The sequence below is a fragment of the Corynebacterium provencense genome, assembly GCA_900049755.1.
GTDB classification, from domain to species: Bacteria; Actinomycetota; Actinomycetes; order Mycobacteriales; family Mycobacteriaceae; genus Corynebacterium; species Corynebacterium neomassiliense.
This window is the reverse complement of sequence record LT160593.1, coordinates 628,778-652,562: the sequence shown is the minus strand read 5'-3', so window position 1 is coordinate 652,562 and position 23,785 is coordinate 628,778. Positions and strand designations below refer to the sequence as shown.

The following is a 23,785-nucleotide window of genomic DNA, read 5'->3' as shown; positions in this document are numbered from 1 at the left end:
GATTGACGTCCACGATGTGAGAGTGTATCTTCCCGTCCATTGACTCTGTCGTTCCATGATGTGGGAATCCGACGGAGAGACACCTGACAACCGACAGAATTGCCCGAGCAGACAATGACCGACACCCTCCAGCAGAAACCGCCGTCTCCACAGACCCCTCCCCGGGTCAACGGCAACAGCCGCGGCCGCGTGATCATCGCGTCCACCATCGGCACCACCATCGAGTTCTACGACTTCTACGCCTACGCCACCGCGGCCGTCGTGGTTTTCCCGCACCTGTTCTTCCCCAAGACCGACAACGCCACCGTGGGCCTCCTAGCGTCACTGGCGACCTTCGGACTCGCCTTCGTCGCCCGTCCCCTCGGATCCATACTCTTCGGACACTTCGGCGACCGGATCGGCCGCAAGGCCACCCTCATCGGTGCCCTGCTGACCATGGGCATAGCCACGTTCATCATCGGATGCCTGCCCACCTACGACCAGGTCGGCCTGTGGGCACCCGCCATGCTGGCGCTCCTGCGTTTCTGTCAGGGCATCGGCCTCGGAGGAGAGTGGTCGGGGGCCGCCCTGCTGGCCACCGAGAACGCCGAGGAAGGTAAGCGTGCCCGGGCCGCCATGTGGCCCCAGCTCGGCGCCCCGTTCGGCTTCCTGCTCGCCAACGGTCTCTTCCTGCTGCTGGTGACCATCATGAACCACACCGACGGTGACGTCGAAGGTGACTTCCTGGCATGGGGATGGCGCGTGCCCTTCCTCTGCTCCGCTGTCATGGTCGCCATCGGCCTGTGGGTCCGTTTCAAGCTCGACGAGACCCCGGTCTTCCAGGAGACCCTCGACAAGGGCGAGGACGTCAAGGTCCCCACCGCAGAGGTCTTCCGGGTCGCCTGGAAAGAGGTCATCCTCGGCACCTTCGTGATGGTCTCCACCTACACGCTGTTCTACATCGTGACGACGTGGTTCCTCTCCTTCGGCATCGGTGACCGTGACAAGGGCGCCGGACTGGGCATCGAGTACGAGCACTTCCTCGTCATCCAGCTGATCTCCGCCTGCTTCTTCGTCGTCGGGATCCCGATCGCCGGGCACCTGGCCGATACCGTCGGTCGTCGTAAGTTCCTCACTGTGGCTTCCGTCATCATCCTGGTCTACAGCTGCGCCTTCCAGCTCTTCCTCGACCCGGACACCGCCACCGAGCTCACCGCGGGCGTCTTCCTGTCCATCGGCATGTTCCTCATGGGACTGATCTTCGGTCCCATGTCAGCGGTCCTGCCGGAAATGTTCCCCACCAATGTCCGCTACACGGGCTCGGGCATCGCCTACAACCTCTCCTCCATCCTCGGCGCCGCAGTCGCACCGTTCATCGCCGTGGCACTGGCCACCAACTACGGTCCCTGGGCCGTCGGCATGTACCTGGCGATCGTTACCCTCATCTCGCTGGTGGCGATCCGAATCATGCGGGAGACACGCGACATCGACCTCTACAGCATCTGACCCTCACCGTCCGGTCTCTCACCGTCCGGGCCTACTGACCGCTATAACACATCGGCGGTCCTCAACTCCCCCGGCAGACTCCAGAGGCAGACTCAACGGCCCCGGGGCAGCAGCCCCGGGGCCGTTGGCCTATTCTGGGTCACGTTTAGCTGACGGAAGGTGCCGGACAACAGGTCCCGGATCACGCTGCCGCCCACGGCGTCCGTCACCCTCCCGAACCCGCCTACCGAGTGAGGTCACCGCCGCATGTTCGATGTCGACAGCCTGTTGACCACGTTCGGACTCGCAGGGGTCCTGCTCGTGATCTTCATGGAGACCGGCGTCCTCATCGGTTTCATCTTCCCCGGCGACACCCTCCTGTTCACCGCCGGGATCATGGCCGCCTCCGACAACGCCTTCGCCCCGCTGTGGGCCCTGTGCACCGGAATTCCGCTGGCCGCGGCACTCGGCGACCAGCTCGGGTACTCCCTGGGACGCCGCTACGGGCCAGCGGCACTGCAGTCCCGGGTGCTCAACTGGATAGGCCCGGAGGCCGTCGCCAGGACTGAGGGGTTCTTCGACAGGTACGGGGCGGTGACCGTCCTGTTCGCCAGGTTCATCGCCGTTGTCCGGACCCTCAACCCCCTGGTCGCGGGAATCGCTGGGATGCCCCGCCTGGCCTTCACCTTCTGGTCCGTCCTCGGCTGTGTGATCTGGGGAGCGGGTATCACCTGTCTCGGCTACCTGCTCGGCGGCGTCCCGTTCATCCGGGACTACCTCGACCTCATCATCATCGCGGGAGTGTGTGTGGTGCTCGTCCCGGTGGTCGTCAAAGTTGTCCGGCTCCGGACACACTCCCGCCGGGAGCAGGACCGGATACGGGAGACCCTCGCAGCGCAGGACGGTACAGAAACCGACACGGCGACCGGCACGGACGCCGGGGACTCCACAGACGACATCACCGGCAGAAACGCGGTCTGACCCTCTGTCATGTCACGCCCCGGCGCGGCGCAGAACGTACTGGACACAGTCCAGGGCACCGGAACCGATCAGAGCCTCGTGAAGGGCCAGCTGGTAGTTCCACAGCCGCCGGTAGACCGGATCGAACCCGGCCGCGGCAGCCTGACGCTCCCGCGAAGCGAAAGCCTCCCGCCACAGTCCCAGGGTCAGCGCCGCATGGGAGCCGAGATGGATCTCCCGCACCAGCTCCAGGCCGACACGGTTGGCCTGCTCAATGACCCGCTCCACCCGGGGATACTGCAGCGCCGGCCACACGTAGGCCCTCATCACGTCGAGGCTCCTGTCCACGACGTCTCCGGGAATCACCTGGTCCGCCGCGGTCGTCAACGACTGGACCACCGCCGTGCCCTGCGGCGTGAGCATCCGGTGCACGGCGGCGAGGAAAGCCTCTGACCCCCTGTCCCCCAGGGTCTCCATCCGTTCCACGCTGAACACGGCGTCATAGCTGCCCGACCACTGCCGCGGAGACGGCACCGTCCCCCTCACCGTCTCCACACGCACGGCACCGCCGACTCCCGCGGCGTGGGCACGTGACCTGACGACTTCGGCATGGTCGGCGTCCGAGGTCAGCACGTCGGCACTGGCTCCGCGCCGGGCTGCCAGCACCGGCAGGGCGCCCCCGCTGCCGGGGAGCTCGAGAACCCGGTCCCCGGCCCCTACCCGGGCGATGTCCAGCATCAGGTTGATCCGGTTGACCTGGGCCGGATCGAGGTCTGCGCGGTCCACCTCCTCGGGGGCGTCCATCCAGGTCACCACCACCGGGGTCTGCCTGCCGTGCTGGGAGACCAGCCGTGTCGCGGAGGTCCTGGTGCCGGAGGCGAACAGCGCCGACCCCGTCGCCCGGGTGCCGCCCGCGTAGAGCTCGACGAGGGCGTCCGGGATCTCACCGTTGACGACGTGCCCGAAGTCACGTCTGCTCCTGCGTGACAGGAAACCCCCCAGACCGGTTTCGAGAGGGCGTGACATCAGTACCTGCAGTACCTCGGGGAGTGGTTCGGCGTCCCATTCCTCCGCCATGTACCCCTCAGCCAGTCCGAGCCACCCGTCGGCGACCATCCGGTCGAGCACGAGCCCGTCATGTACGAGGAACCTGGGGTGCCCGTCGCCGGCCAGGGACACACCGTGTTCACGGGTGAGCTCTTCGAGATGTTCCCTGATACGGGCGGCCCGTGAGCCGAGCAACGGTGCCTCCGGCCGGCGCACGAGATCCGGCCACCGCTCGGGGTCGATGAAACCCTCGGACACCGGCAACTCCTTTCAGTGTCGGCACCACCGGGGGCACTGACGGGGTGATCTCTCGCACAACAGGGGTGGTTTCCCCCACCCCTTGACAGGGCGGGAGGCACCAAACGGACATCAGCGGACGTGGCCGGCTCCGGAGACGTACCCACGCCCTGAACACCTCAGAACAAACCACTACACTAGTCGCATAACAACCGAGGTTGCCGTCAGACCGGCCGGCAGGGGACGTGTACCGCGTCATCGGACCGCCCGGACAAGGTGTGCAACCGACCAAGAATTCCGGGGACGTCCGGCCGCACCCCACACCGGCGCGGTCACCGTCCCCGAAAAGCGAGGAGACTGATTCCATGGCATCCACCCCGACCCGCCCCGCCGGCGGTCGCCACCACGTCGTCATCGTCGGAGCCGGTTTCGGCGGACTGTTCGCCGCCAAGAGGCTCGCGGACGCCGATGTCGACGTGACCATCATCGACCGCACCAACCACCACCTTTTCCAGCCGCTGCTCTACCAGGTGGCCACCGGCGTGCTGTCCTCGGGTGAGATCGCCCCGACCATCCGCCAGATCCTGCGGAAGCAGAAGAACACCCGGGTCGTCAAGGCCGAGGTCCGTGAGATCGACGTCGACGCACGGACCGTCACCGGTGACCTGGGCGGCCGTGAGGTCGTCCTCCAGTACGATTCGCTCATCCTCGCCGCCGGTGCCGGACAGTCCTACTTCGGCAACGACCACTTCGCGGAGTTCGCCCCGGGCATGAAGAGCATCGACGACGCACTCGAGATCCGGGCGCGGATCACCGGCGCCTTCGAGCGCGCGGAGATCACCACCGATCCCGAGGAGAAGCGTCGCCTGCTGACCTTCGTCATCGTCGGCGCCGGTCCGACCGGCGTGGAGCTCGCCGGCCAGGTCGCGGAAATGGCCCACCGGACCCTCCGCAACGAGTTCCGGGACATCGACACCGACTCTGCACGTATCCTCCTCGTCGACGGTTCGCCCCAGGTTCTGCCCCCCTTCGGCAAGAATCTCGGCAAGAAGGCCCAGAAGAAGCTGGAGAAGCTCGGTGTCGAGGTCGTCACCGACTCCCTGGTCACCAACGTCGACGCCGAGGGCGTGACGTGGAAGAGCATGAAGACCGAGAAGGAGACCACTGTCGGCTCCTACTGCAAGATCTGGTCCGCAGGTGTCGCCGCCAGCCCGCTGGGCAGGATGGTCACCGAGCAGATCGACGGGGTGGACGCCGACCGTGCAGGCCGCGTCCCCGTCGGTGACGACCTCTCCATCGAAGGTCACAAGGAGATCTTCGTCGTCGGTGACATGATGAGCCACGACCGTCTGCCCGGTCTGGCCCAGGTCGCCATCCAGGGTGGCCAGTTCGTCGCTGACGTCATCCGCGGTGAGGTCGAGGAAGGCCGCACCTCCCGTCCCGCGTTCAGCTACCACGACAAGGGCACCATGGCCATCGTCTCGCGGTTCTACGCCGTGGTGAAGATCGGTGACCGGGAGATCACCGGCTTCCCGGGCTGGCTCATGTGGCTCGCCGTCCACATGATGTTCCTGGTCGGTTTCCGTAACCGTTTCGTCGCCGCCTACAGCTGGGGGCTGAACTCGCTGTCGCCCAACCGGTGGAACCTGGTGGCGACCCGCCAGCAGCTTCACGGCCGCAACATCCTGCGTCGGCTGCGCGAACTCGAGGACGAGCAGGGTATCCGTTCCGTCATGGTCCGCGACAACCTCAAGGTCGGGGAGGGCCGCGACATCCGGCCCACCACCGACTGACATTCCCTGCCCGGCGGTGCCCGTGACCGTCTGAGCTGCCCCGGTGCCGTGGTCGTCCCCCGACGACCACGGCACCGGTTTTTCTGCCGTGCCGGGAACGCGACCGTCCGGTGGGGGGAGCCGGTCCGGACGGCGTGAGTGTCCGCCGCCGGTGGAGGCCCTGCAGGGTAGGATGGTCCACCGTGACACGGGGTGCGTCGCCCATGACGCTGAGATCACACCCGTCGAACCTGCTCTAGTTCGTACTAGCGAAGGGAATGTCAGATGACATCTTCACGCCCGGTCCTCCCCCTGCAGGGTTCCGTCCCCAGGGTCCTGTCTGTCGCAGGCACCGACCCCACCGGCGGTGCGGGTGTACAGGCGGACATCAAGGCCATCTGCGAAGCGGGTGGCTTCGCGATGACGGTGGTCACCGCCCTGGTGGCGCAGAACACCCACGGGGTACGCAGCATCCACACCCCCGACACCGGCTTCCTCACCGACCAGCTGGACGCCGTCTTCGACGACGTCCGTGTGGACGCGGTGAAGGTGGGGATGCTCGGCACCGCGGAGATCACCCGTACGGTCACCGACTACCTGCGTGCCCACCCCGTCCCGGTGCTCGTCGTCGATCCTGTGATGGTGGCCACCAGTGGTGACCGTCTGCTCACCCCGGACGGGGAGAAGGCTCTTGTCGGACTGTGCCGCCTCGCGGACGTGATCACACCGAATCTCGCCGAGCTCGCGGTGCTGTCAGGGACCGGGCAGGCCACGACGCTTCCGGAGGCCGTGGACCAGGGACGCCACCTCGCCGCTGAACTCGGTACCACCGTGATAGTCAAGGGCGGACATCTGACAGGCGGTGGAGCGGACAACGCCGTCGTCTTCCCTGACGGTGAAGTCCACACTGTCCCGGTGGCACGCATCGCCACCCACAACACCCACGGCACCGGATGTTCCCTGTCCTCCGCCCTGACCACCCGCCTCGCCGCCGGAGAGTCCGTGGCAGCCGCACTGTCCTGGGCGACCCGGTGGCTGACCGAGGCGATCCGCTACGCCGACGACCTGCATGTCGGCACCGGAAACGGCCCTGTCGACCACACCCACCGGTCGCGCCGGCTCGCCGCCGCCGCAGACACCACCCCCTGGCACCATGTCCCGGATATGCCGGCAGCCCTGGAAAAGCCCGGGGATCTGTTGTCCGGCCAGTTCGACGGTGCAGGCACCACCCGGAAACCCCCGCGTATTCCGGCTGCAGGTCCGTGGACGGCGGCCCTGTGGGACGCGTCGGCGCACATCCACAGGTCCGTCACGGACCTTCCCTTCATCACCGATCTCGGCAGCGGGACGCTGGACCGGGACGACTTCTCCTTCTACCTGGCGCAGGACGCCGTCTACCTGTCCCTGTACTCCCCCGCCCTGGCTTCATTGGCGGCGTCCGCCCCGGACCAGGAGTCCGCACTGTTCTGGGTGAAGGGCGCGGCGGAGTGTCTCGAGGAAGAGGCCGAACTGCACCGCAACTGGAACGGGGACAGCGCCCCCGCCCTGCCCTCTCCCGTGACCGGGGCGTACACCTCGCATCTCATGCGGTGTGTCAGGACCCGTGACCATGTCGTCGGCGCCGCCGCAGTGCTGCCCTGCTACTGGTTGTACGCCGAGGTCGGGCTGGAACTCGCGGCCAACTCACCTGCGGACAACCCTTATTCGGCATGGCTGGAGACCTACTCCGGCAGCGACTTCACCGACAGCGTCCGACAGGCTGTGGCACTGGTGGAGAAGGCGTTCGAGGACGCCGGTCCCGCAGCGCGGGCCGAGGCTGCCGTCGCCTACCTCGACGCCTCCAGGTGGGAACTGGAGTTCTTCGACCAGGCTTCCCGCCGACACTGAACGTCGCAGCAGTCCCCCCCCCGGGGGGCTGTCAGCCACCCCCGGACACGGTTCACCCCCGCATCTGACTCACCCGGGCTCGGTGTTCTCCCACCACCCGGTCTCACCTGCGCGGTGCGACGACAGTCCGCAGCTCCGTGGTCGCCAGCAGTTTCCCGCTCGTGGCGTTGACATGGTCGATCCTCCACAACTGGCTCGTCCGGCCGGTGTGCACCGCGTGCGCGGTCGAACGGATGACGTCTCCGGGGACAGAGGGCCGCAGGAAATTCGTGGAGTTGGTCACACCCATGACGGAGGAGTGTCCCCCCGCAGCGATGAATCCGGCGAAAGACCCCGCTGATTCCCCGAGACTGGCGTAGACCCCTCCGTTGGTGATCCCCCAGGGCTGGACGTGGTCCCGGGTGACCGTGAGCTCGAGCACCATCTCCGGCAGGAAGGAGATGTAGCGGACGCCGAGGGTGGAGTCCAGTCCCCCGACCCTGCCACCGAGAATCACGGCCAGCTCGGCGGTCTCCGCCTCCGTGAGCCCACCGGACTTCACCTTCGCCAGCAGTCCGGTCATTCTGGTCAGGGCGTCCTTCGTACCGTCCTGCACTGCGGCGTCCTGCACTGTGGCGCCCTGTGCCTGCCCGGTCTGTCCCGGCTGTGCGGCGTCCCCGTTGAATCCTGTCATGGTCGACTACTCCCTGCTCCTCTGGCCATCTGTCTGTCGCGGTCTGCCTGTCGCCGCCGGAAACCTCGCCGGCTGACCTGTGCACCGTCCTTCATGCACCGTGCAGCGCCGGTGACTGCCGGTGACTGCGGATGGTCGACGGTGCAGTCCCTGGTGAGTCTAGACACCCCGGCGCCGTGGCGGGCGGGTTCGCGGGTGCGGGCGCTACTATGGGTCACCATGACAGTTTCCTCCGCACAGATCGGTGTCGTGGGCCTGGCAGTGATGGGCTCGAACATCGCCCGGAACTTCGCCAACCACGGGTACACCGTCGCCGTCTACAACCGCACCACCGCAAAGACGGACGCCTTCATGGCCGAGTTCGGGTCCACCGGTTCCTTCCTTCCCGCGGCGACGGTCGAGGAGTTCGTCGCCTCCCTGGAGCGTCCCCGCCGCGCCCTGATCATGGTGCAGGCGGGTGCCGCCACGGACGCTGTGATCAACCAGTTCGCCGACGCCATGGAGCCCGGCGACATCATCATCGACGGCGGTAACGCCCTGTACACGGACACCATCCGGCGCGAGGCGGAGATGGCCGCACGCAACCTCCACTTCGTCGGCGCAGGTATCTCCGGCGGGGAGGAGGGTGCTCTCAACGGACCCGCCATCATGCCCGGTGGCCCCGAGGAATCCTACCGTTCCCTCGGCCCGCTGCTGGAGGACATCTCCGCCAAGGTCGACGGGACCCCCTGCTGCACCCACATCGGTCCGGACGGTGCGGGCCATTTCGTGAAGATGGTCCACAACGGTATCGAGTACGCCGACATGCAGGTCATCGGTGAGGCCTACCACCTGCTCCGCTACGCCGCAGGTATCGAACCCGCCGAGATTGCAGCGATCTTCCGCACCTGGAACGCCGGTGACCTCGACTCCTACCTCATCGAGATCACCGCGGAGGTCCTCTCCCAGGTGGACGCCGTGACCGGGAAGCCGCTCATCGACGTCATCGTCGACTCCGCCGGCCAGAAGGGTACCGGACGGTGGACGGTCAAGGCCGCCCTCGATCTCGGCATCCCCACCACCGGAATCGGTGAGGCGGTCTTCGCACGTGCCCTCTCCGGTGCCCGTGACCAGCGTGAGGCCACGACCGGCAACCTGCCGTCGGGTCAGTTGAGCACCCTCGCCGAGCTCGGCGTGTCCAGGGACGATTTCGTCGAAGATGTCCGCCGGGCCCTCTACGCCTCGAAACTGGTGGCCTACGCCCAGGGGTTCGACGAGATCCGTGCCGGATCCGACGAACACAACTGGAACGTCGATCCCCGCGATCTCGCCACCATCTGGCGCGGTGGATGCATCATCCGGGCCAAGTTCCTCAACAGGATCGTCGACGCATACAACGCCGATCCCGATGTCCGTTCCCTGCTCCTCGACCCCTACTTCAAGGGCGAGGTCTCGGGGCTCGTGGACTCGTGGCGACGCGTCATTGTCGTGGCCACCCGGCTCGGACTTCCGGTGCCCGTGTTCGCCTCGTCCCTGTCCTACTATGATTCGCTGCGTGCCGAGCGTCTGCCCGCCGCACTGATCCAGGGCCAGCGGGACTTCTTCGGAGCCCACACCTACCGCCGCACCGACCGCGCCGGGCAGTTCCACACCCTGTGGTCCGGCGACCGTAGCGAGGTTGAAGCGTAAGTGGAATCCTCCTCCGACAGACGTTCCTCCTCCAGCCACCGGCGTCGCCGAGTGGTCAGGGGAAGCCGCGCCACCGGCAGCGGTGCCGGTTCCGACTCCGGTGACAGACGTACCCGTAGCCAGGGCGGCAACTCATCCCGGGCAGGTCAGGGTTCCCGACAGGACTCCCCGACCGGACAGTCCGGCACCACAGGTCAGGGCGGTCACGCCGGGCGACGCCCCGGGCGTGACAGGCGCCCGGACAAGGTCGACCTTCAGGGCAGGCCGGTACGCGACGGCGCAGGACGCAGGTCCCGAAGCTCAGGCGGCCTAGAGTTGTATAGGAGACGGCACGCGAGACGCCCCGGGCAACCCCCCGGGCCACGACTCCCCGCGCCAGCGCCCGGACCACGGCGTCCTCCCCCCTCAACCTGCCTTCCTCCCCCGCCTCCGGGGTGGACACCTCGGTCCGTTTCGCTGACATGGCTCTCCCCGAACCCGTCGTCAGGGAACTGGGGGCACAGGGGCTCGTCCATCCTTTCCCGATCCAGGCTGCGGCAATCCCCGACGGACTGGCGGGACGGGACGTCCTGGGCCGTGGGCCCACCGGTTCCGGCAAGACCTTCACTTTCGGTCTGCCTGTGGTCACGCGTCTCGTCGGGGGGTCCTCCCGGCCCGGACACCCGCGTGCCGTGGTACTGGTCCCGACCCGTGAGCTCGCCCAGCAGGTCGCAGAGCGTCTGCGTCCCCTGGCAGAGTCCGTGGGCCAGAGGGTGATCGAGGTCGTCGGAGGGGTGAACATCAAACGCAACTTCACGGCCCTGGCCCGCCCCGTCGATATTCTCGTGGCGACCCCCGGCCGGGCCGAGGATCTCATCGGCCAGAAGGCCCTCGACTTCGGTGACGTCCGGATCGTCGCCCTGGATGAGGCCGACCAGATGGCCGACATGGGGTTCCTCCCCCAGGTCAGGAGACTGATCGACCGTATGCCGCAGGACGCCCAGCACCTGTTCTTCTCAGCCACCCTCGACGGTGACATCAAGGTGCTCATCGAGCGGTACATGAACGATCCCGTCACCCACTCCACAGGAGAGGTCGCCGCGAAGGTCGACTCCATGGAGCACTACCTCGGCGTGGTGCGGGACAAGCCCGCGCGCAACGAAGTGGTCCTGGAGCTCGGACGGGCGTCCACGAAGACGATCATGTTCATGCGGACCAAACACACCGTCGACCGTCAGGTCAAGAAGCTTGTCCGGGACGGGACGCCGGCAGTGGGACTCCACGGTGACAAGAGCCAGGGCGCGCGCACCCGCGCCGTCCGTGAGTTCACCGACGGCACGGCCACCGTCCTGGTCGCCACCGACATCGCCGCCCGGGGCATCGACATCAAGGGAGTGGACCTGGTCGTCCACATCGATCCTCCGGCCGAGCACAAGGCTTACGTCCACAGGGCAGGCAGGACGGCCCGCGCCGGCGAGAAGGGTGTCGTCCTCACACTGACGCTGGCCGACCAGGAGAAGGACACTCTCTCGATGATGCGCAAGGCCGGGGTCAGTCCGACCGAGTGGGCGCTCGACGGCCCCGGGAAGGCACCCGGGATCACGTCCCATCTCGGCGAGCTGGGGCTCGTGGAGGGTCGGTAGCCCGCCATGGACATCCTGCTCAGCATCCTCGGGCTCCTGGGCTTCATCCTGCTCACCGCGGGAACAGGGGTTTTCGTGGCAGTGGAGTTCTCGACCACGAGTCTGGAGCGCTCCACCATCGACAACGATGTCGCGACCCGTGGTGACGCGGCGTCGCGGATGGTGCAGAAGGCCCACTCGAACCTGAGCTTCATGCTCTCGGGCATGCAGCTCGGCATCACCCTGACCACACTGGCGACCGGTTACCTTGCCGAACCGATTCTCGCGAAATTCTTCACGCCCGCCCTCGAACTCGTCGGGCTCAGCGAGTCCGCCTCGCAACCGCTCGCCCTGGTCCTCAGTCTTGTCATCGCCACCGTGCTGTCGATGGTCTTCGGTGAACTGGTGCCGAAGAACCTGGCGATAGCCAATCCGCTGGGCACCGCACGGGTGCTCACCGCACCGGTCTGGCACTTCAACCGGATCTTCCGCGGGTTCATCCGGGCGCTGAACTGGGTGGCCAACCACATCGTCCGCCGGTTCGGTATCGAACCGGCCGACGAGCTGGCGTCCGCCCGGTCCCCGCAGGAGCTCAGTGCGCTGGTGCGCCACTCCTCCGGGTCCGAGGGTTTCGACCAGTCCAAGGTACGGATCCTGGACCGTTCCCTGCGGTTCGGGGACGCCACGGCCGAGGACATCATGACCCCCCGCGCCAAGGTCGACACCCTGGACACCGACGACACCGCCATGCAGCTGATCCGGGTGGCCCACGACTCGGGTCATTCCAGGTTCCCGGTGGTCCGCGGTGACCTCGACGAAACTGTCGGGGTGGTGCATGTCAAGGACGCCCTGACCATTCCCGCCGGGCAGCGCTCGACCACCACGGTCGGCTCGCTCGCCCGTCCGGTCCCCACGGTGCCGGAGAGCCTCGGCGGGGACGCCGTACTCCGTCAGGTCAGACTGGCCGGTTCCCAGCTCATCCTCGTCGCCGACGAGTACGGCGGAACGGCCGGGATCGTGACCATCGAGGATGTCGTCGAGGAGATCCTCGGCGAGGTCTGGGACGAGCACGACAACCGCGAGGAGGAGCGTGAGGTCCGGCAGGTCGGCAGGAGCTGGGAACTGTCCGGACTGCTGCGGTGCGACGAGCTGGGTGACATCTGCGGGTACATCGCCCCCGACGGTCCCTACGAGACTCTCGGCGGACTGATCATGGCGACCCTGGGACGTATCCCGGCAGTCGGAGACAGGGTGCTGCTTCCCGTCGACGACAGGGGTGCCCTCGACTCTTTCGCCGAGGGACCCGAGGTCCGTTGGGAGGCCCAGGTCGAGTCCATGGACATCCGTCGGGTGGACAAGGTGATGCTGCGTCCCGTGGCCGCCACGAAGAAGGAGGACGACAGTGAGCGGTGACATCTGGGCGGTTGTCTTCACCGTCGTTCTGCTGGGCGTGAACGCCTACTTCGTCGGTGTCGAGTTCGCGCTGATCTCGTCCCGGCGGGACCGGCTCGAGAATATGGCGGCCGCCGGCAACAGGCGTGCCGGGCAGGTGATCAAGGCCACCGAGGATCTCACGATCATGCTCGCGGGGGCCCAGTTCGGCATCACCATCGCCTCCCTGCTGCTCGGCAAGGTCGGCGAGCCGGCCATCGCGCACCTCATCGAGGAACCGTTCCATGCTCTCGGGCTGCCCGACGACCTGCTCCATCCGGTCGGCTTCGCCATCTCCCTGCTGCTGGTCACGGTGCTGCACATCATCCTCGGCGAAATGGTGCCGAAGAACATCGCCCTGGCCGGCCCGGAGTCGGTCGCGACGGTGCTGGTCGGTCCCCACATGCTGTTCTGCAGGATCGCCCACCCGATCATGGTGATGCTGAACTGGATCGCCAGGGTGACCCTGCACCTGGTGGGGGTCGAGCAGCGCGACGAACTGGACTCCACGGTGTCCCCGTCAGAGTTGGCGGAGATGATCTCGGAGTCCAGGTCAGAGGGCCTGATCGCCCCTGCGGAGGCCAGACGGCTGTCCAATGCCCTGAACTCCTCGAAACGTACCCTCCACGAGGTCCTGATCCCCCGCGACCGGGTCCGTGCACTGAGCTACGGCCCCCGTGGGCTGACGGTGGGGCAGATCGAGGAGGCCGTCTCCGAGACGGGGTTCTCCCGCTTCCCGGTGACGGACCCCGCCGGCAGTTACATGGGGTATGTCCACGTCAAAGATGTGCTGGACAATGTTCTCGACCCTGCCACCGGCCCGGACCAGCTGCTGGATGTGAAGGACCTCCGTCCTCTGATCACCGTCGAGGGCGGGGCCAACTTCGACGTGGCGATGAAGGAACTGCGTCAGACCAGTTCCCACATGGCACAGGTGTCGGAGAACGGCGTCATCGTCGGCATCGTCACTCTCGAGGACGTCATCGAGGAGCTTGTCGGTACCGTCAGGGACTGGACCCACGATGACTGACACGCTGACCCGGGAACTGCGTGTCCTGACCCCCGCGGACTGGACGAGGCTGAGGGACAGGCACGCCGCGGACGCCGACAGGCTCACGGCAGCGCACCGGGAACGCCGTTCACGCGGTGAGAGGCATCCGGTGTGGGACTTCATGTTCCACTACTACCCGGTGAAGCCCTCACAGCTGCGGCGGTGGAATCCGGGTGCCGGGGCGGGCCTCCTGCTCAACGGCATGCCGGAGGCCGCGGCCCGGGACACCGCGCTTCCGGGACCGTCGAAATTCCACCACCGTGTCATGACCGGTGCCGGTGAGGTGTGGACCGTGGACACCGACGCTTTCTTCACCGCCCGGGCGGACAGCGTGACGTTCATCCACCGTCTCCTGCGGGCGACAGCCGGCCGCTCCCCCAGGTTCAGCTGCTTCGGCATGCACGAGTGGGCGATGGTGTACCACGGATCTCCACGGCATCCGGAACCGTTGCGGCTCGGCAGGGAGGCTACCGACCGGCTGGTCGAGGAAAGACCGGTCAACTGCACCCACTTCGATGCCTTCCGTTTCTTCACCCCGGACGCTGTGCCGATGAACTCCTGCATTCTGACGCGGGAGTCCCAGGTCGACTCCGAACAGCCCGGTTGTCTCCACGCGACCATGGACCTGTACAAGTGGGCGACGAAACTGGGTCCTCTTGTTCCCGGTGATCTCTGGCTCGACACGTTCAGGCTGGCCTGCGAGATCCGCGCCACCGACATGGAGGCGGGGCCCTATGATCTCAGCGCCTGGGGCCATGACCCGGTACCGGTCGAAACGGCCGGAGGACGCGCAGAGTTCGCCAGGAGGCAGAGAAGTTTCGCGGACCGCGGTCAGCGACTGCGCAGGAGGTTGACCGAACTCCTCGAGACCACGTACCCGCAGTTGTGCGATACACCGGTACCGGAGTCGCGCAGGTTGTCCGACGCGACGGTGGAGAACCCCGCGACTGCGGGCGGTCCCGGTGAAGGAGGTCGGTCCCGGTGAGCGGTCCTGTGACGTCTTCCGGGAACTCTCCCGGGAATTCTTCCGGGAACTCTTCCGGGGGTTCGTCGGGCGACAGCCGGGATGTTTCCCGGGCCCGTCACCGCAGCGGGCGTCGTGGACGCGGTGTGGCGGGATGGGTCTGGGTGGTGCCTGTGGTTGTTGTCCTGCTCGCCGCTCTGGTGGCAGGGTGGTTCACCCTGATCCGGGATGACCCGGAGGATGAGACTCCACAGTGCATCAACGGGGATCTGTCGCTGACGGCGTGGGTCGATCCGGCGGCGGAGGTGGCCGCACGGGACCTGCTGGAAAAGTACTCTGCGACGTCGCCGGTGGTGAGGGACTACTGCGTGCACCCTGTCGTGGAGATCAGGCCCACGGCTGAGGCTGCGGCGGCGTACAACGCCCGAACTCCCGGTTCAGCCGCGGTGTGGTTCCCGGTGGGTGACTCTGCGTGGTCCGGTGTCGCGGGTGCGCCCCCTGATCCCCCTGTTGTGGCGACGACTGCGGACGGAGCCCCGGTGTCCCTGGTCGTCTTCGGTTCCTCCGGTGCTGTGGCGGAGGATTCTGCGCGTGCGGGCGCCGATCTGCTGCGTACCGTGGACGCAGGCTAGGAGCTGCGGAGTCGTCGCCGCGCGGCGAGTTCGTCGACTCCTGCACCGGCCGCCTGTCCGTCGGCGCCGGTGGAGTCACCGTCGGAGGTGGCGTCGCGGGGTTCGGCGGGGAACTCGGTGATGGTACCGGACAGCTCCTTCAGCAGGCCGGGGACGGCGATGCCGAAGACTCCCTGCCCACCGTTGAGGAGGTCGATGACTTCCTCGGGGGAGCTGCAGGCGTACACGGTTCTGCCGTCGGAGACGAGGGTGAGCCCGGCGAGGTCGTCGATGCCGAAGTGTTCGAGTTTCGCCACGGCACGCCGTATGTTCTGCAGGGAAATGCCGGTGTCGAGGAGACCTTTGACGATTTTGAGAACGAGGATGTCGCGGAAGGAGTACAGGCGCTGGGTGCCGGAGCCCTTCGCGGTGCGGATGGAGGGCTGGACGAGCTTTGTCCTGGCCCAGTAGTCCAGCTGCCGGTATGTGATGCCTGCAACCTGGCAGGCGGTGGTCACACGGTAACCGACCTCACGGTCGTCATGATGGACTTCGAACAGCGCATCCTGCTGATCCATACGTTCCTCCTCCTGGTCGGACGTGCCGGTCGCGGGCGCGCCACATGATCTCCGCCCGGGGACCGGTCCGCGTTCCGGCCGCACTGTGGCGGAGGTTCCGGCCGTGGACTGACCCGGTGCCCCGGGACCGAACTGACGTTGAGGATGATGCTAGCAGAGCAGGACAAGGACACGCATGTAACAACACGCGTGTCTTCCTGCACAGGAGTGACGTCACTCACCACCGGTGGGGGTCGGACGCCGATCGTCGGCGACTGCGCCGTCAGCGGCCGAGGTTTCCCTTGACCAGGGTCGCATGCAGTGAGACGACCAGGGCTCCAACCTCGCGACCGATCTCAGCCGCCCGTTCCTTCGCATTGTCGTCACGACTGTGGGCGACGGGCTCGGCGACCCTGTTGATCAGGTCCGCCTGCCTGCGTGCCATGGTCACCAGTGTGCGCAGGTGGCGAGAGTCGATTCCGAATTCACGCAGTTTGGAGGCGATACGGACGATGTCGACATCGTCGGCGGAGAAGAAACCCGCGGCATCGGGGACGACCATGTCCATGCGGACCAGGGCCCCGAGGAACTCGTCGTCGGCACCGGAGCGGAGACAGACGTCGGCCCGCGTCAGCCTGCTGATCTGCGGGGCACGGAGCTGGTCAGGGGTGACTGCACCTGCAACCGAGTCACTGTGGATCCGGATCGCGGTGACATTCCCCGCGTCCATGGCCTCAAGCCGCTCCCTGATGACCTTGAGGGGGAGGAATTCGTCGCGCTGGAGCCCGAGAATGTAACGGATCCGGGAGATGTCCTCCGGGGAGAACCGACGGTACCCGGACTTGCTGCGGCGGGGGCTGATCAGACCTTCGGACTCGAGGAACCTGATCTTGGAGACGCGCACCTCGGGAAAATCGACCTGGAGCTGCTTGATGACGTCCCCGATGGAGGCGGTGGGGAGGATACCGGGTGCACGGTCGGCGACAGACGGATTCCTGGGCGCGTAACCGCCGTCGTCTGGCCGGCGGGCGGTTCCGGACTGCGAACCCATGATTCTCCTCACACGCTAGCGGTTGAACTTCTCCCGGCGACAGTGACCGCGCAGGGCGGTCCTGCTGACCGGGTCACTCATGTCCGCGGCACCGGGTCGCCACGGAACGAGGGTCAGGATTCCTTGGCCCCGTTGAGGAAGACCAGGCGGAACTTGCCGATCTGGATCTCGTCACCGTTGCTGAGCACTGCGGAGTTCTTCGGTTCACGGTTGACGTAGGTGCCGTTGAGGGATCCGACGTCGACGACCTCGTAGTCGTCACCGCTGCGGCGGAACTCCGCGTGCCTGCGGGAAACGGTCACGTCATCGAGGAAGATGTCGCTGTCGGGGTGACGTCCCGCAGTGGTCGTGTCCTGGTCGAGCAGGAAACGAGAGCCGGCGTTCGGTCCGCGCTTCACGACAAGGAGCGCGGAACCGGAGGGCAGTCCCTCCACACCAGCGGGCGTGGATTCGGACTGCACACCGGTTTCCATCTCCTTGAGGAGGTCAGCGCGGAAGACCGAGGTGGTTTCGACCGAGGCCTCCGGGATCCCGGTGTTGTCGCTCATGTTCAGTTCCTCCTGGAATCTGGTACTGGTGACCGTTGCCGCCCCGTCGCGGGTGCGACAGGACTCGAAGCACATCAGGCGGTCCGCCTGTGAGTCGATGTCATCATACTACCCGTCCTTTTCCGCGTCGGCGGCGCGTCACCCGATTACATCCGTGAAGTTTCTCACCGGAATATCGAGGCGATGGACCCCATCACAGACCCTCCGGTCGAGTTCAGAGGGTTGTCGTTGACCATGTATGTCCAGGTGGCACTGGGCTTGTGCAGTCCGAGTCCGTCAAGGTCCACACCCTCCTCGGTGATGGTGGCGTCGCTGAAGGTCTCCCTGGCCAGTGCCACGGCACGCTCAGCGAGCTCACCGAAGGCGGCGATGGACAACCGGTGGAACTCGTCGATCGGGCTTTCCCTGGCGATGGCCCTCAGGTGGATCGATTCGCGGACGTCGTCGAGGTAGGCCAGGTGGTCGCTCCACTCGTGGTCAAGATGGTAGAGCATGATCTCCCGTGCAGCCTGGACCAGTACCGCATGGTCGATGCCCTGCGCCTGGAGCGCACCGGCTTTCTCGACGTCGTGGTAGCTGAGGTCCTCCCAGGCCGCCTCCGTGTCGAGGACCCTGTCACGCCGGGCGTTGACGATCGCCCTCTGGTCGGCGATGAGCTTGTTGTACTTCCATGTGGTGGCGTGGATGTCGAGCATCTGGCCCTCCGTGACCCGTTGACAGTGGTCGATGAACTGGAGCACCTTCTTCTGCCCGAGGCGTCCGTCCTGCTCTGGTTCGGCGGTGAGTTCCTCACCCACTCCTCCGACGGAGACCATGTCGTCCTCCAGCGACACGAAGAAGACTGTCGACCCCGGGTCGCCCTGGCGTCCCGCCCGACCCCGCAGCTGGTTGTCCAGGCGTGCCGAACGGAACCGTCCGACGCCCACGACATGCAGACCTCCGAGCTCCACGACCTTGTCGTGCTCCGGCTGCCCGGGTTCACCGTCCGGGCCGCCGAGGCGGATGTCGGTACCGCGGCCAGCCATCTGGGTCGAGACTGTCACCCGGCCGGGGCGTCCGGCCTCTGCGATGACCGCGGCCTCGACCTCATGGTTCTTCGCGTTGAGGACATTGCACTCGACCCCACGCAGCACCAGGGCGTCGGCGAGCTCCTCCGAGGCCGCGACATCCTGGGTGCCCACCAGAACCGGCTGACCGGTGGCCTGGACTTCGACGATGTGGTCGATGACCGCGGCGTCCCTCTCCTCCGCAGTGACGTAGACATGGTCGGCCTCGTCGAAACGTCGGGTGGGGACGTTGGGGTCGATGACGCTCACCGAGAGGTCGTAGAACTGGCGGAGCTGGTCGGATGCGGCGACCGCCGTCCCTGTCATCCCGCATTTGCGCGGGTAGAGGCCGAGGAGCGCCTGGATGGTGATCTGGTCGAGGATACGGCCGCCGTCGGTCACCGTCAGCCCCTCCTTCGCCTCCACGGCCGCCTGCAGTCCGTCCGGCCAACGCTGGAGTTCGGCGACCCGGCCGCGGGAGTTGTCGATCAGCGCCACCGCGCCGTCACGGACGAGGTAGTGCACGTCCCTGACCAGGAGATGCTGGGCGTGCAGGGCGACGTTGACCTGGGAGAGCACGTCTCCGGCGTCCTCGGCGTAGAGCGAGTCGATTCCCAGGGCCCGTTCGACGAATTCCGCACCGGCCTCGGTCAGGAAGACGTTCCGACGGTCCCCGGACACCGTGAAGTCCCTGTCCTCCTCCATCCTGCGGACGAGGTCGGTGATCCGGCCGGAGGGGCCGGCACCCGGCTCTGAACCTGCCAGGACAAGGGGGACCAGTGCCTCGTCGACCATGACCGAGTCAGCCTCGTCGATGACCGCCACATCGGCGGGGGTGCGGACCGCATCCCGGCGACGGGTGATGAGCTGGTCCCGGAGCACGTCGAAGCCGATCTCGTTGACCGCGCCGAAGACCACGTCCCTGCGGTAGACCTCACGGCGTTCGTCCGGACCCGCCTCCTCTGCCACCGCTCCGTGGGTGAGACCGAAGAAGTCCAGCAACGGCCCCATCCATGACTCGTCACGGCCGGCGAGGAAGGAGTTGACGGTGATGACGTGCACCCGCCGGCCCTGGAGCCCGTAGCCCACGGCCGTCATCGCACCGACCAGGGTCTTACCTTCGCCGGTGGCCATCTCCACGACGTCGCCGACGAGCATGCGCAGGGCGCCCTGGAGCTGCACGTCGAACGGACGCATCCCCAGTGTGCGGGACGCCGCCTCGCGGACCGCTGCAAGGAGCAGCGGGGCGTCCTCGATGGTCCGTTCCTCGTCGTCACCGATACACGACCGGGCGATGTCGACGATGTCGGCGTCCGTCGCGGCGGCCAGCCGTTCAGCGGCCTTGTCCGCCTCTCCGACAATGGTCTTCGACTTCTTCTGGTTCGCCGTCGCCGACGACCCCATGGCCTTCCAGAACCAGCCGAATCCGGCCATGTCACGCCTTCCCTGGGACCAGGTCCCGTTTGTCCTGCAGTCTTGTGTTCCAGCGTAGCCGATCCACCGGACACGGTCCCGGCGCGGGGGACGCCCGCGGCCGGGCACCCGGACGGCACCGGAAAGGCACCGGAAAGGCACCGGAAAGGCACCCGAAGGACGCCGGGACGGACGCCGGGAGCGGCGCTGACCGTAGTCTCGGTACCGTGAACTCAGATGGCAGGATTTCAGGTGTCAGGACGTCTCACTCCCCGACCTCCCGGGCGGTGTCCACGGTGGACCTCGAGCTTCCGGGTACCCTCCCCCGTCCCGACGGCTCCCCCTCCACACTGCGCGGGTCACTGGACCTGCCCCCGGGGTCCGGGGAACTGACCCTGCCGGAACTGCGGGCCGCCCGGGTGTCCGTGGCAGTCGTCGCGCACTGTTTCACCTGCAGTCGACGCGCACCCGGTGTGTTCAGGATCTCCCGGGCACTGGCACGGGCGGGTATCGCCTGCATGCGGTTCGACTTCCCCGGGCTCGGGGATTCCGTACCCGCCAACGGTGGTGTCGCCTTCGAGGACACCACCTTCAGCTCCAACGTGGCCGATCTGCTGTCGGTGTCCGGATGGTTGGACAGTCACCTCAGCTCGCCCTCCCTGCTGGTCGGGCACTCACTGGGAGGTGCCGCGGTACTGCGGGCGGCCCACCGCATTCCCTCGTTGAAGGCCGTCGTCACGGTCGGAGCCCCTTTCCTGCCGGGCCGGGCGGCGGCGAGCCTGCTCGACGCATTCACCGGTGAGCAGGCACCGCCGGCAGAGACGGCCGGACCGGCAGAAACGGCTGACCCGGCTGGCCGGCAGGTTCCTCTGCCGGGTACCGGGGACGACACCCTGCGCACCGTCCACCTCGCCGGACGGGACCTGACCTTCCGGAGACGTTTCCTCACCGATCTGGCGGAGAATTCCGTGACCACCGACGTCCGGGAGGACATTGCAGCGGTCGGACGCCGTGGCGTCCCCCTGCTCGTCATGCACTCGCCGACCGATCAGACCGTGCCGGTGACGGACGCCACGGAGATTTTCTCCGCGGCGTCCTGGCCGAAGTCGCTGCTGAGCATCCCCGACGCCGACCACCTGCTGACCCGGCGCGGTTCGGCACAGTGGGTCGGGGAGACGGTGGCGAGGTGGGCCGGGTCTGTCGGTGTCGGCGGGCACACTACAGTTGGAAGACATGACTGAGATCACCTTCATCCCCACTGCAGACCTGGTAGACATCATCGGTGCCGGCGTCCGCAGCTGTGACACCCAGTTCCGCAACTTCGGCGGACACACCGACTTCTGCGGTCCGGTCACCACGGTCCGCTGCTTCCAGGACAACGGTCTCGTGAAGAAGATCCTCCAGGAGGACAATCCCGGTGGAGTGCTCGTCGTCGACGGCGACGCCTCGGTCCACACCGCCCTGATGGGTGACATGATCGCGGAGTTCGGTGTGGAACACGGGTGGGCAGGTGTGATCATCAACGGCGCGATCAGGGACTCCGCCGCCGTCGGTGGCATGGATTTCGGATGCAAGGCGCTGGGGACCAACCCCCGTAAATCGGCCAAGGACGGCGCCGGCGAGCGTGACGTGGTCGTCCACTTCGGTGGCGTGGACTTCGTCCCGGGGCACATCGTCTACGCGGACGCCGACGGTGTGGTCGTCACCGAGGCCCCGGTGACCCCCACCCGGTAACCGACCGACACCGGGACCCGTGGTTTGGCCTCCCTCACCTGCGGATTAGCGCACTGAATCCGGCTGTTGTAAGCTTTTCCCCGTTCAGAGATGAACGGACGGACTGTGGCGCAGTTTGGCAGCGCACCACACTGGGGGTGTGGGGGTCGCAGGTTCAAATCCTGTCAGTCCGACAGACATCCCGCTCCGGGGCCCGCGAGGGCAGTCCGGGGCGGGATTCCTGTATGCCGGCCAGGTACCGTGGAGCCCACCATGGAACAGGACACCCACGCAGAGCACTGGATTCTCCGGCACCCGGACCTCGGTGTCATCGAGGTGTTCACCGGGACCGTGGACGCTCTCGGCGCAGTCGACCCGGACTTCCCCGGCACCGGCTCCCGGGATACCACACGCCGCCGCACCGGTCCCCTGTCATCCTCTCCCCGACTGCTCATCAGGTTCGACGGGGTGGTCATCGCCAGATGCAGGTCCCTCGACGACGTGAAGATCGACCTCACACCATCAGGTCTCGCCGATCCCCGTCAGCACCCCGGCCCCGGGCAGTACGGGCACAGCGTGACGTTCGCCCCTCCGATGCTGCAGATCGACAGTTCCCTGACCCGCCGGTGGGTCACGGCGGTGACCCTCAGGTCCGCCGGCGAGGTGGTCGAGTTCGACGCCCCCTCGGGCTCACGGGCGGAGAGACGGCAGCAGGCGATGGAGCGCTCAGCGGTGAAACGCTGGCTGTACCCGGTTCTCGGGGGTATCGGAAAAGGCGGGTGGGCACTGGCGGTGCTGGTTCTCGGGCCCGTGCTGTCGAGAATTCTCGATCCCCTGTGGCGGTGGCTGGCGTCCCTGCTCCCCGACTGGCACATCACCTGGCCGTCGGTGCCGTGGCCGGACATCAACTTGCCCGAGATCAGTCTGCCGTCGGTGCCGTGGCCGGACATCGACGTGCCCGAGATCCGTCTGCCCGACTGGCACCTTCCGTGGATCGTGGACATGGCCCTCGACTACACCAAAGTATGGGTTCCGGTGCTGATCGGCATCGGTTTCGGCGTCACAGCGGTCCGCAACGGGCGGAAGTCGCGTGAGAAGAAGGAGGAGTGGCGGAGACAGGAGGAGCAGCGCTCGCTGCAGCGGCTGCACGAGGCACGGGCGGACCTGGCCCGGGCGATGCGCGGCGTCCTCCAGAAAGAGAACCGGGAGAAGAGCTGACAGAGCTCCCCGGCATCAGCCCAGGCGGGTCATCCGGACGGTGACGAAGAGCTCCGAGGTCGCCTGTCCGGAGAACATTCCCTTCAGCGGAGGGACATCCGAGTACTCGCGGGCGGTGCCCACGATGACGTGCAGCTCACCGGGGACGAGATCATTGGTCGGGTCGAAGCTGTACCAGCCGTTGTTGTCGCCGCCGTTGAACCACTGGACCCAGGCGTGCGACTCGGCGTCGACGGTCTCCCCGATCCCGGCGTCCTTCTTCGGCAGGACGTACCCGGAGACGTACCTCGCCGGGATACCCACGGCACGCAGGGCGCCGATCATGATGTGGGAGAAGTCCTGGCACACTCCCTTGCGTGCGTCCCACGCCTGGGCGGCGGTGCCGGTGACGTCACTCGCCCCCGTCTCATAGGTCATCTCGTCGAAGACGAGCTGGCCGACGGCCAGGGCGGTTTCGTCGACGGTGGCGCAGCTGTCGGCGATCTCCCGGGCACGCCGGAGAAGATCCTGCGACGGCGCGACCATCGGGGACAGGCAGAGGTACTCGTTGAGCGCGTCGGCGTGGTCGCGCAGACCCCCGAGCGTCATCCCGGTGCGGGTCGCCGGAACAGCGTCGACGTCGAGGGTGGTCGTGACCCCCACGATCATCTGGTCGTGGGGTTCGTGGATCTCGAAGGAGGTGACATGGGTCCCCCAGTAGTCGATGAAGGAGTAGGACCACGGCTTCGGGGTGATGGTCACCGACTGCTCCCGGATGAGCTGCTGGGGAGTGTAGAGGGGGGTCATCCGGATCTCGTTGAAGGAGTCGGTCACCCGGTCGGAGTAGTTGTAGCCGGTGGTGTGGACGATACGCAGTGTGGTTGTCATGGTCTC

At 66.9% G+C, this 23,785-nt stretch carries 20 protein-coding genes, 1 tRNA gene and 1 riboswitch; of the genes, 14 read left to right on the top strand and 7 right to left on the bottom strand.

Going from position 1 to position 23,785, the window contains the following annotated elements:
- The first annotated feature begins 114 nt into the window (after positions 1-114).
- Both BN3906_RS09380 and BN3906_RS09375 read left to right on the top strand, forming a co-directional pair.
- On the top strand, positions 115-1,485 hold the full coding sequence (locus BN3906_RS09380) for an MFS transporter (RefSeq protein WP_066587580.1): 1,371 nt from the start codon (positions 115-117) through the stop codon (positions 1,483-1,485).
- Positions 1,486-1,731: 246 nt separating this feature from the next.
- Positions 1,732-2,445, top strand: a complete 714-nt coding sequence (locus BN3906_RS09375; protein ID WP_078057333.1) for a DedA family protein — start codon at positions 1,732-1,734, stop codon at positions 2,443-2,445.
- Between the two features lie 12 nt (positions 2,446-2,457).
- On the opposite strand, the gene BN3906_RS09370 is transcribed toward BN3906_RS09375, so the two are convergent.
- The gene (locus BN3906_RS09370) at positions 2,458-3,729 is read right to left on the bottom strand and encodes a class I SAM-dependent methyltransferase (RefSeq protein ID WP_066587578.1); all 1,272 of its coding nucleotides are present in this window, start codon (positions 3,727-3,729) and stop codon (positions 2,458-2,460) included.
- Between the two features lie 344 nt (positions 3,730-4,073).
- Here BN3906_RS09370 and BN3906_RS09365 point away from each other — a divergent pair, with 344 nt between their 5' ends.
- Together BN3906_RS09365 and BN3906_RS09360 are read left to right on the top strand one after the other, a co-directional pair.
- On the top strand, positions 4,074-5,501 hold the full coding sequence (locus tag BN3906_RS09365; RefSeq protein ID WP_066587576.1) for an NAD(P)/FAD-dependent oxidoreductase: 1,428 nt from the start codon (positions 4,074-4,076) through the stop codon (positions 5,499-5,501).
- 178 nt (positions 5,502-5,679) lie between these two features.
- Positions 5,680-5,776, top strand: a riboswitch (TPP riboswitch).
- Positions 5,766-7,367, top strand: a complete 1,602-nt coding sequence (locus BN3906_RS09360; protein ID WP_066587573.1) for a bifunctional hydroxymethylpyrimidine kinase/phosphomethylpyrimidine kinase — start codon at positions 5,766-5,768, stop codon at positions 7,365-7,367. Its footprint overlaps the riboswitch before it by 11 nt.
- Before the next feature lie 103 nt (positions 7,368-7,470).
- On the opposite strand, the gene BN3906_RS09355 is transcribed toward BN3906_RS09360, so the two are convergent.
- Complete coding sequence (locus BN3906_RS09355) at positions 7,471-8,040, bottom strand: PaaI family thioesterase (RefSeq protein ID WP_078057332.1); 570 nt, start codon at positions 8,038-8,040, stop codon at positions 7,471-7,473.
- A 219-nt stretch (positions 8,041-8,259) separates the two neighbouring features.
- Here BN3906_RS09355 and gnd point away from each other — a divergent pair, with 219 nt between their 5' ends.
- The 6 genes from gnd (at position 8,260) to BN3906_RS09325 (ending at position 15,387) form a co-directional block, all read left to right on the top strand.
- Positions 8,260-9,708, top strand: coding sequence for an NADP-dependent phosphogluconate dehydrogenase (gene gnd / locus BN3906_RS09350; protein WP_066587571.1), 1,449 nt, complete (start codon positions 8,260-8,262; stop codon positions 9,706-9,708).
- 461 nt (positions 9,709-10,169) lie between these two features.
- Positions 10,170-11,330 carry a DEAD/DEAH box helicase gene (locus BN3906_RS09345; RefSeq protein ID WP_078057330.1) on the top strand — a complete coding sequence of 387 codons (1,161 nt, stop codon included), beginning with the start codon at positions 10,170-10,172 and terminating at the stop codon, positions 11,328-11,330.
- Positions 11,331-11,336: 6 nt separating this feature from the next.
- Positions 11,337-12,722 carry a hemolysin family protein gene (locus BN3906_RS09340; protein ID WP_066587565.1) on the top strand — a complete coding sequence of 462 codons (1,386 nt, stop codon included), beginning with the start codon at positions 11,337-11,339 and terminating at the stop codon, positions 12,720-12,722.
- Positions 12,712-13,770, top strand: a complete 1,059-nt coding sequence (locus tag BN3906_RS09335; protein WP_066587557.1) for a hemolysin family protein — start codon at positions 12,712-12,714, stop codon at positions 13,768-13,770. Before BN3906_RS09340 ends, BN3906_RS09335 begins: the two co-directional genes overlap by 11 nt.
- Positions 13,763-14,776: a 3-methyladenine DNA glycosylase gene (locus BN3906_RS09330; RefSeq protein ID WP_066587554.1), complete on the top strand. Its 1,014-nt coding sequence runs from the start codon at positions 13,763-13,765 to the stop codon at positions 14,774-14,776. The genes BN3906_RS09335 and BN3906_RS09330 overlap by 8 nt, the downstream gene beginning before the upstream one ends.
- Before the next feature lie 125 nt (positions 14,777-14,901).
- On the top strand, positions 14,902-15,387 hold the full coding sequence (locus BN3906_RS09325; RefSeq protein WP_066587552.1) for a hypothetical protein: 486 nt from the start codon (positions 14,902-14,904) through the stop codon (positions 15,385-15,387).
- On the opposite strand, the gene BN3906_RS09320 is transcribed toward BN3906_RS09325, so the two are convergent.
- The 4 genes from BN3906_RS09320 to secA2 all read right to left on the bottom strand — a co-directional run bounded on the left by BN3906_RS09320 (position 15,384) and on the right by secA2 (position 20,002).
- Positions 15,384-15,944: a MerR family transcriptional regulator gene (locus BN3906_RS09320; RefSeq protein WP_066587550.1), complete on the bottom strand. Its 561-nt coding sequence runs from the start codon at positions 15,942-15,944 to the stop codon at positions 15,384-15,386. The genes BN3906_RS09325 and BN3906_RS09320 overlap by 4 nt on opposite strands.
- Before the next feature lie 262 nt (positions 15,945-16,206).
- The gene (gene ftsR / locus BN3906_RS09315) at positions 16,207-16,974 is read right to left on the bottom strand and encodes a transcriptional regulator FtsR (RefSeq protein ID WP_066587543.1); all 768 of its coding nucleotides are present in this window, start codon (positions 16,972-16,974) and stop codon (positions 16,207-16,209) included.
- Between the two features lie 113 nt (positions 16,975-17,087).
- Complete coding sequence (odhI, locus tag BN3906_RS09310; RefSeq protein ID WP_066589662.1) at positions 17,088-17,522, bottom strand: oxoglutarate dehydrogenase inhibitor Odhl; 435 nt, start codon at positions 17,520-17,522, stop codon at positions 17,088-17,090.
- A 164-nt stretch (positions 17,523-17,686) separates the two neighbouring features.
- Complete coding sequence (gene secA2, locus BN3906_RS09305) at positions 17,687-20,002, bottom strand: accessory Sec system translocase SecA2 (protein WP_066587538.1); 2,316 nt, start codon at positions 20,000-20,002, stop codon at positions 17,687-17,689.
- 206 nt (positions 20,003-20,208) lie between these two features.
- Here secA2 and BN3906_RS09300 point away from each other — a divergent pair, with 206 nt between their 5' ends.
- From BN3906_RS09300 to BN3906_RS09285, 4 genes are all read left to right on the top strand, one after another.
- A complete protein-coding gene (locus tag BN3906_RS09300) occupies positions 20,209-21,222 on the top strand; it encodes an alpha/beta hydrolase family protein (protein WP_261796944.1) in 1,014 nt (337 codons plus the stop codon).
- Positions 21,215-21,715 (top strand): ribonuclease E activity regulator RraA, encoded by a 501-nt coding sequence (gene rraA / locus BN3906_RS09295; RefSeq protein ID WP_066587531.1) that lies wholly within the window; start codon positions 21,215-21,217, stop codon positions 21,713-21,715. Before BN3906_RS09300 ends, rraA begins: the two co-directional genes overlap by 8 nt.
- 99 nt (positions 21,716-21,814) lie before the next feature.
- Positions 21,815-21,888: transfer RNA gene (locus tag BN3906_RS09290), tRNA-Pro, on the top strand.
- A 79-nt stretch (positions 21,889-21,967) separates the two neighbouring features.
- Entirely contained in the window at positions 21,968-22,912 is a 945-nt protein-coding gene (locus BN3906_RS09285) for a hypothetical protein (RefSeq protein WP_066587529.1), read from the top strand.
- Positions 22,913-22,927: 15 nt separating this feature from the next.
- Here BN3906_RS09285 and BN3906_RS09280 read toward each other — a convergent pair whose 3' ends face one another.
- A complete protein-coding gene (locus BN3906_RS09280; protein WP_066587527.1) occupies positions 22,928-23,779 on the bottom strand; it encodes a transglutaminase family protein in 852 nt (283 codons plus the stop codon).
- Positions 23,780-23,785: the final 6 nt, after the last annotated feature.